Annotated in this window: 11 protein-coding genes; 7 read left to right on the forward strand and 4 right to left on the reverse strand. The window is 67.8% G+C overall.

Annotated features, from left to right (window positions below; all coding sequences use genetic code 11):
- The 3 genes from BMZ82_RS30530 to BMZ82_RS30540 are packed head-to-tail and all read left to right on the forward strand — an operon-like array spanning position 1 to position 1,586.
- A complete protein-coding gene (locus BMZ82_RS30530) occupies positions 1-609 on the forward strand; it encodes a hypothetical protein (protein WP_143098937.1) in 609 nt (202 codons plus the stop codon).
- Entirely contained in the window at positions 606-842 is a 237-nt protein-coding gene (locus BMZ82_RS30535; RefSeq protein ID WP_093780631.1) for a hypothetical protein, read from the forward strand. The genes BMZ82_RS30530 and BMZ82_RS30535 overlap by 4 nt, the downstream gene beginning before the upstream one ends.
- 51 nt (positions 843-893) lie before the next feature.
- Positions 894-1,586, forward strand: coding sequence for a hypothetical protein (locus BMZ82_RS30540; RefSeq protein ID WP_093780632.1), 693 nt, complete (start codon positions 894-896; stop codon positions 1,584-1,586).
- Between the two features lie 11 nt (positions 1,587-1,597).
- Here the strand turns inward: BMZ82_RS30540 and BMZ82_RS30545 are convergent, their stop codons facing one another.
- Entirely contained in the window at positions 1,598-1,864 is a 267-nt protein-coding gene (locus BMZ82_RS30545; RefSeq protein ID WP_093780633.1) for a hypothetical protein, read from the reverse strand.
- 234 nt (positions 1,865-2,098) lie between these two features.
- Between BMZ82_RS30545 and BMZ82_RS30550 the strand changes: the two genes are divergently transcribed.
- The 3 genes from BMZ82_RS30550 (at position 2,099) to BMZ82_RS30560 (ending at position 3,110) form a co-directional block, all read left to right on the forward strand.
- A complete protein-coding gene (locus BMZ82_RS30550) occupies positions 2,099-2,311 on the forward strand; it encodes a hypothetical protein (protein ID WP_093780634.1) in 213 nt (70 codons plus the stop codon).
- Positions 2,312-2,632: 321 nt separating this feature from the next.
- A complete protein-coding gene (locus BMZ82_RS30555; RefSeq protein ID WP_093780650.1) occupies positions 2,633-2,863 on the forward strand; it encodes a hypothetical protein in 231 nt (76 codons plus the stop codon).
- Positions 2,853-3,110, forward strand: coding sequence for a hypothetical protein (locus BMZ82_RS30560; protein WP_093780635.1), 258 nt, complete (start codon positions 2,853-2,855; stop codon positions 3,108-3,110). The genes BMZ82_RS30555 and BMZ82_RS30560 overlap by 11 nt, the downstream gene beginning before the upstream one ends.
- 39 nt (positions 3,111-3,149) lie before the next feature.
- Here BMZ82_RS30560 and BMZ82_RS40385 read toward each other — a convergent pair whose 3' ends face one another.
- Positions 3,150-3,773, reverse strand: a complete 624-nt coding sequence (locus BMZ82_RS40385) for a hypothetical protein (protein ID WP_143098938.1) — start codon at positions 3,771-3,773, stop codon at positions 3,150-3,152.
- A gap of 586 nt (positions 3,774-4,359) precedes the next feature.
- Between BMZ82_RS40385 and BMZ82_RS42840 the strand changes: the two genes are divergently transcribed.
- Complete coding sequence (locus tag BMZ82_RS42840) at positions 4,360-4,758, forward strand: endonuclease domain-containing protein (protein WP_371271326.1); 399 nt, start codon at positions 4,360-4,362, stop codon at positions 4,756-4,758.
- Here BMZ82_RS42840 and BMZ82_RS30570 read toward each other — a convergent pair.
- A complete protein-coding gene (locus tag BMZ82_RS30570) occupies positions 4,742-5,188 on the reverse strand; it encodes a helix-turn-helix domain-containing protein (protein ID WP_093780637.1) in 447 nt (148 codons plus the stop codon). The two genes, BMZ82_RS42840 and BMZ82_RS30570, sit on opposite strands and share 17 nt — an antisense overlap.
- Positions 5,185-5,889, reverse strand: a complete 705-nt coding sequence (locus BMZ82_RS30575) for a hypothetical protein (RefSeq protein WP_093780638.1) — start codon at positions 5,887-5,889, stop codon at positions 5,185-5,187. The genes BMZ82_RS30570 and BMZ82_RS30575 overlap by 4 nt, the downstream gene beginning before the upstream one ends.
- Positions 5,890-7,018 lie beyond the last annotated feature (1,129 nt).

Here is a 7,018-nt window from a genome sequence, read left to right on the forward strand (position 1 = left end):
GTGAGCACCCCCGCCCCCCGATCCCACCGGCGCCCGCGCGTGCCCGCCCACCGCGCGGCCGCGCCCCGCGAGCCGATCGACTGGGCGAAGGTCGGGCGCCGCTTGGTCCGCCGACGGGCCCGCGGCATGACCCACCCGGAGGCGGCGGCCGCCCTCGAGGACGCAGAGCTGCAGCAGCACATGGTCCGCGACCATGAGGACATCGCCGGCGATGACCGCGGCCCGGCCGAAGTCGCGGAGTGGGCGCGCATCGTGCAGCTGCTCGCCGACTCCGGCGGCGTGTACGACCCGGACTCCGACGCCGTGGTCCAGGACGAGCTCGCGGCCGACGCCGAACACGAGCGCGCCCGGCAGCTGGAGGACGAGCGGAGCCTCCAGGAGGAGAAGGCCGAAGCCGCCCGCCGCGCCGCGCTCGCCCCCGACGTGCTACGCCACGCCCTGCTGCGCACCCTGCTCCGCACTGGCCTGCTGGACGGGTTGAGCGAGGACGAGCGGGGCGCCATCGACCGGCTGCCCGAGGCCGACCCCGCGGCCGCTCTCGCCGTCAACGCGTTGCTCGCCCGCGCCCACGAGGCCGGCCAAGGATCGCGTCCGGGAGCCGCGTCGTGACCGGCGACCCGGACACGGTCGTTGCCGTGTGGACGGAGTCGACCTGGTGCGGCACCCGGTACGAGACGCTCACCGCCGACGGCCAGGTCCACGTCGACGGCAGGCCCCCGCTTGGCGAGCCGTGGTTCGAGGGCGAGGACGCCCCGGACTACAACCCGATCTGCGGGTGCCCGTGCCTCCCGAAGCAGTTCGTGGCGAGCGCCGTGCTCGGGGCGAAGAGCGGCAGGGCATGATTGTTCAGCTGTGGGCGTGCGCTCTGGTGGCAACGGCGTGAGCATGAGGGCATGGACATGCCTCTCAAGGTGTCCCGCACCGCCGCCGGGGCTGTACTGCTCGTGGTCATGGCCGCCTGCTCCGACAACTCCGACCAGGCTTCCACGGAAGGCACCTCAACCCCAATCACCCCCACAGCCCCAAGCGCCCCCACCGAGGGAGCGCCGCCGGGGGCAGAGGTGCTCGGCACAGTACGGACAGGGGAGCCGTTCACCGTGACGGTCGTGTACAGCGATCCCGCCGACGATCCAGACCGCTGGCAGTTCACCGTACGCAGCGTGACCTGCGGCAAGCCGCTGGACCCCGCCGTCATGGCCCATGCAGCCGAGTCGGTCGGTTCACCCACCCCCACTCCCACACCCGAGGCTGGCAAACAGTTCTGCGTGGTGGCCATGGACGCGCTCAACGTCGGCAAGAGCGAGGCGGTCTGGAACGCCGACAACTCGGTGAGCCTGAACGTCGGCGACACCCGTTACACCCAGTCGCAGCAGGACTCCGCCTATGCCTCGGACTACGCGCAGTACTTCAGCAGTAAGGGACAAACTGGACCGACGTTCGGGCTCAACCCGGGCAGCCGGGGGCCGGAGCACGGGATCTTCCAGATCCCTCCAGGACAACAGCCGACCAGCATCTGGGTCACCTCCGGCACAGCCATCACAACGGTTGACGGCGTGGAGCCGGGTTATCTAGTGCTCCTCAAGTGAGGCGCATTTCGTCACCTTGCTAGCCCCATTTCGTGTTCCTCCACCTGGTCCTCGGTGAGCTCCACCGTGACGTGGCTCGTGGAGGCCATCCGCACGCCCTGGGCGGTACGGGCCTCGGTGTCGACGTCCGTGACGGACAGCGGGAAGTACGTCCCGCGCAGCCAGCTCAGCACCCACCAGGAGTCACCCATCGTCTCCGGCCGGTACCGCCGGTACGGCAGCGCGAACGGCACCTCGCAGCGGTACGTCTGCCCCACCCGGACGTCCTTGGTGCGCATGACTCCAGGGTGCGCCCCGCCGCCCGCGACGTCACGGCCCGCCCCCGCCCGCGCAGGCCTCGCTCACCCGTACCCACCACATCCCTGACCTGCGCGATCAAGCCAGGAGGGCCGCTTTGCCGCCAACCCCCGTCAACCCCGGCACGGTCTTGGTCACTTCGCGCTACACAAGAACACCGGAGTGAACGTGCGGTGCTCGCAGGGGAGTTGTGGACTAACGGGAGGTCCGGGCACGTGATCGTGACCATCAACGTGGCGGTGCTGCTCGCCATCATCATCGTGTTACGGCTGCGCCGCCGAACGCACGCCCGGAGCCGCTTCGACGAGAAGATGACCGTGGTCATCTGCCTCACGTTCGGGGTGCTGATCGCGCCGACCGCGTTCGGGAAGTCGATCCTGGACGTCGTCACCCAGCTCGTGGAAGGCCTGTCGCAGGCTGGCCAATGACCCCGGCCTGACCCGCCCGCCGGGACCCAGCTCGCCGTACGAACCTGGGTCCAGCTGGGTCTGCTGGGTCCTGGGTCCGGCGTTTTTCCAGGTGACTACGCGAACCTGGGTCCACCTGGGTCCTGGGTCCAGCTGGGTCCGCGGATCTGTGTCATCAGCGCCGATCTGTGTCATCAACTCCCTGTTTTCCCAGGTGGCCGTGACCATCTGTGTCACTGTTCAGCTGTGTCATGAGGGCAGGTTTCGTCCGTACCGCAGACCGGTGCCACGCCCCGGCGATACCGTGGGGAGACACGCCAGATGACGCCCCGGGAGCCCTCGATGAGCCAGGAGCCGGCCGCCGCGCCCGACCGCCAGCCGCTCGACGAATCCGCCGCCGAATCGGTCCGCAGGTACGCGGCCGACCAGCGCGCGCGGGTCGATGTCCTCGCCTCCGTGCTCGAGGACATCGCCGAGAACGGCTACCCCTCGCCGGAGGCCGGCGTGCCGTGGGAGGTCGCCCGCGACGCCCACCTCGCCCGCCTCGCCGACGGGCAGGTCCGTGTCGCCTGAGCACGGCGCGCGGCGCTCCCGGGTCATCCTGGTGGAGCCCGCGCTCACCCAGCTGGCGAAGCTCACCGCATCCGAGACGCACCGCCTAGACCGCGCGATCGTCGCGATCAGCGTCAACCCCGAACTCGGCACCGAGGTGCCCGGCACCCTGCTGCGCGACTACGTCGACGAGATCGACGGCGTACGGGTGATCTACTACGTGACCGCCCTGGGGTCGATCACGATCGTCGCGTACGTCGAAGCCTGACTTGAGCAACACTGCACGTGACGGGCCAGTGCCAAGTATCTAGGGCAGTTGTGTTTCTGGGATCGTGACGCGTGAGGGCTCTTCGGCAGACACCCATTCGCCCCTGGTTCTCACCGGCCAGACCATCCACCACCGCCCTCCCGCGCTGCACCTTGGCCGAAGGCTTCGCCAACTCCACTGCCACTGCTCCCAGGCCGGGGACTCCCCATCAGCCAGCGCCCGGGCGTCGACGCGTTGTCCGAACGTCTGATACGGGCGCAACCTGACCCAGATGACCTCGATGTAGACCTTCCCTTCGTTAGGGAAGAAGACGACGAACTCGATCGGCTTTGAGCCGACACTCATCGTGGGCCGGTACAGGCTGCGCCGCTCTTCAGCCTCTTTGGCCGTCTCGTTCTTCTCCGGTTTCCCGACATGAAGGTTCCCCGGCACTCTCACCGTCACGGCATGCACGACAGCTGTGCCAACGGCGTGCACGGAAAAAGTAGTCCGGTGACGTCGGTAGGTCCTCTTGCCCGTTTCGGGATGGATTTCGTCCGTCCCGCGATCACGCTCAACATGGATGTTCCACCCGTGCTGAGGTCGATCGAACCATTCCCAGCGGGCCACAACGATGGAAGCAAGGGCTGCCAAGATGGCGGCAACCAGAGTCCACAGGTCCATCTATGGAACGTAAGCGCCTCTTGCACCCGGCGCCAGGCAAGCGGTCCGCGGCTGCGTCAAACGCTGGAGAGCGTTGACACTCGGGGCCGGCGGTCGGGCGGCACAAGGGGGATGTACGGGCAGCGGGCCCCTTGCTGTACACAGCAGCGCCGTGCAGGAAACGAACGGTTGTTTGCTGCACGGCCCTCTACCGCCATCGACGAGCCACGCGCACGATGACCCTGTGATCATTCCTTCCCCCATGGCCACCTTTACGGACGCGGAGCGACGGTTACGCGCCGACGGCACCGCTCTGAACATGACGCCCGTGTTGATCGAACGGGTCCTCATGGCCAAGAGGCTCACTGATCGCTACCGCTCGAACCGGTGCCGTGGGAGTCGCGACTTTTCCTGTCGCAACGGAACCATCGATGGGGTCCCAGCCTGTCTGCGCCACCTGTCTGCTGACGAACTCAAGGCCGTGGAACTACTCCTTCGGTGGGCTCAGCCGCTGGTTGACCGTTGGTTGTCCCATCTCCCCCCTGCCTGCTGGTTCTGGCCCGCACCAGAAGCAGGGCAGCCTCGGTATGTGGACGCTGTGACCTTCATGTTCGACTGGCAGCAGTCCCGCTGCGCGATCTGCGGGCGGCCTGGTCGATGTGGTGGGACCCGTTCCGACTCTTTGGTCCTGGACCACGATCACAAGTCCGGCACCGCCCGCGGGTTCCTTTGCCACCCATGCAACAAGCGCGAAGGACTGGACCGGCCGGGCGATGGCCGCTACGCGAACTACCGTCGACGGCCGCCCGCTGTTGTGCTCGGCTTCTCCGTCCCGTACGGCCAGCGGCGCCCCAGACCTCCCTACGCGCGGGGATCTTTGTCCACGCTGGCGCGGACCTCTGGTGTCGACGCCGACACCAGACACACGAACGGCGCTACACCGTGGGGTGCAGCGCCGGAGTGTCAGCCCGGCCGGGCCGGGCGGCAGGTCAGGAGACGGCTTTGAGGTTCTGGCGACGCTTGGCGTCTTCCCGGCGCCGGCGCTTCTCGGCGAGCTGGTCTTGGTAGGCGGTGACGGCCCTGCGGTAGCGGTCGACGAAGTCGGTGGAGTTGAGGCGCTCGTTCTTCGGCATCGCCTTGACGGCCGCGATGGCGTCCTCTGGGGAGGCGTAGGCGGCGAGCATGGGGTTGAGCTGGTAGACGCCGGCGCGCTGCTTCTTCACCAGCTGCGCCAGGTCCAGGTCGCGCAGGGCCGCGTTGACGGCCGTCCGGCTCAGGTTGAGCATCTGGGCGATGGTGCCCTGGTCGATCTCGATGCGGCCGCCGGGCTCGCTGTGGGCGCGCAGCTTCAGCAGCACGCGGTAGGCCGCGGGCAGCAGGTCGAGATCGGCGACGATGCCTTCCGCGTTGACGGCGGCGAAATGCAGACCGCTCACTGTTCGGCCCCCTTCTCCTTCAGCTGCGCCCGCTCACGGCGCCGGCGAGCTCGCTCGTCTGCCCGTTCCTTGCGCAGCTGCTCGATCTCCTGCCTCATCTTCTCCAGTGAGGGGAAGCGCACCAACTCGGGCAGGCTCTGGTCCGCGCGGATCTGCTTGAGGGTGACGTGCTGGTCAACCTTGATGTACTCGGGCTCCATGGTCTCGGTGCCCGGGATGAACTCGGCTACGCGGTAGCTGTAGGGCGGGTTGAACTGGTAGACCCCGCGCTTCACCCGGAAGACGATGCCGTGCGACATGATCTCGCCCAGGGCCTCGTTCACCTTGGTGCGCGACACGTCCAGAACGGTCGCCATCTCGTCCTGCGTCAGGGGGATCCGCCCGCCGGCCTTCTGGCAGGCGATCATCAGCAGGATCAGCCGCAGCGGCAGCGCCTCACGGAAGAACTGCGCGATGACGAGGAAGAACTCCAGGCTGTCCATGGAGAACGCGTTCGGCTGCTCCTCCGTGCCGTAGAACTCCATGGGCTTGCGCTTCTCGCCCAGCGAGAGCTTCCGGCCCGGGTACTGCCGTGCAACGTCGTCCAGGTCCTTGACGGGCCGTAGCGGCCGGTTCCAGGCGTCGGCGGGGTCGTCCAACGGCAGCTTCGGCTGCGGCGCCTCCTTGGCGCTCGGACGGCGGCGCTGCGGCTCAGTCGACACGAAGCTGCTCCCACGTTGTTGATCTCCGACGCGCAGCAGTATGTCAGCTCTGCTTGAAACCGATGTCGCTCCGACACGACATGCCGCGCAAGTTGTGTCCCCCCAGGGGGGACAGATCTCCCCCCCCTGCCCGCCCAGCGGTCGGCGCGCCCGACACATCCCCCCAGATGTCGCCTCTGCTTGACACGAGCGCTCGAAACGTGTCGCCTCTAGTTGACATTGAACGGTCGATGTGCCCCCTCAGTCGGGACAGATCGACCGCGATACGTCCCGTCAGCCGGTGCATATCGCGCGATCCACAACGCGCTGACCTACGGCTTCTTGATCTCGGTATGTATCAAGTGGCTGAGGTCTACCCGCAGGCGCCGACCGGACCTCTCGTGGCTGAGGCGGCTTCGCGTGCGGGCCCGTGGGCCCGCGCAGACCGTAGTCGGCACCAGCGGCTCTGAGTCTCGGGTGGTACCGACCGTGACGAACAAGTAGCAGCAAAGGCATGGCGGGTGCCGTGGGGGGTTCCGCCACCCGGCCCAGGGGGCCGTTTGGCTCCGGTACCTCTGCACGCCGAATTTCGAGTTTCCCATTTATGGGCTTCCGTTCTGTGGTTAAGGTCAGTCCAGCAGAGGTGAATTTGGCGTCCTCTATCTGTGCTGGCTTTCGGCGAAATGCAAAGGGAAACTCACGGGGCCTTTTCTCTCGTGCAGCGGTGCGCTACAACAGTTCCAGAGTCTATCTAGTGCTTCAAAGTGATGCACGCGAATCTCTGCCCGATCACTCGATGGGGGGAGCTCCCCCTGACCGTTCAGGCTCACCCGACCACCAGTCACCTCCCCTCCTCTTGCTGCTGCTTGTGGCGTGAGCCCCACTGGTGGGCCGCGCGGAGCGTGGCACGCCTTGCCCGCACGGGAGTTGGCGGGTCCGCCGTGAGTAGCTGGAGCGCAGCGGGGGCCACCGGTCGGCCGCGCCCCGCAACGCGGGGCGCCTGCCCTGCGGTTGGCGGTCGCGCGCCGCGCGTGCCGCCTGGCGGTGAGCGAAGCGAGCCGCCTCCGCTCACGCGGAGCGGGAGCGGTCAGGGAGCGTAGCGACCTGACTCTCTGTGACGGGCGCAGCCCGGAGGGACCCGCTCCGCGGG

The organism is Streptomyces sp. yr375 (assembly GCF_900110755.1).
In the GTDB taxonomy this organism is placed as follows: Bacteria; Actinomycetota; Actinomycetes; order Streptomycetales; family Streptomycetaceae; genus Streptomyces.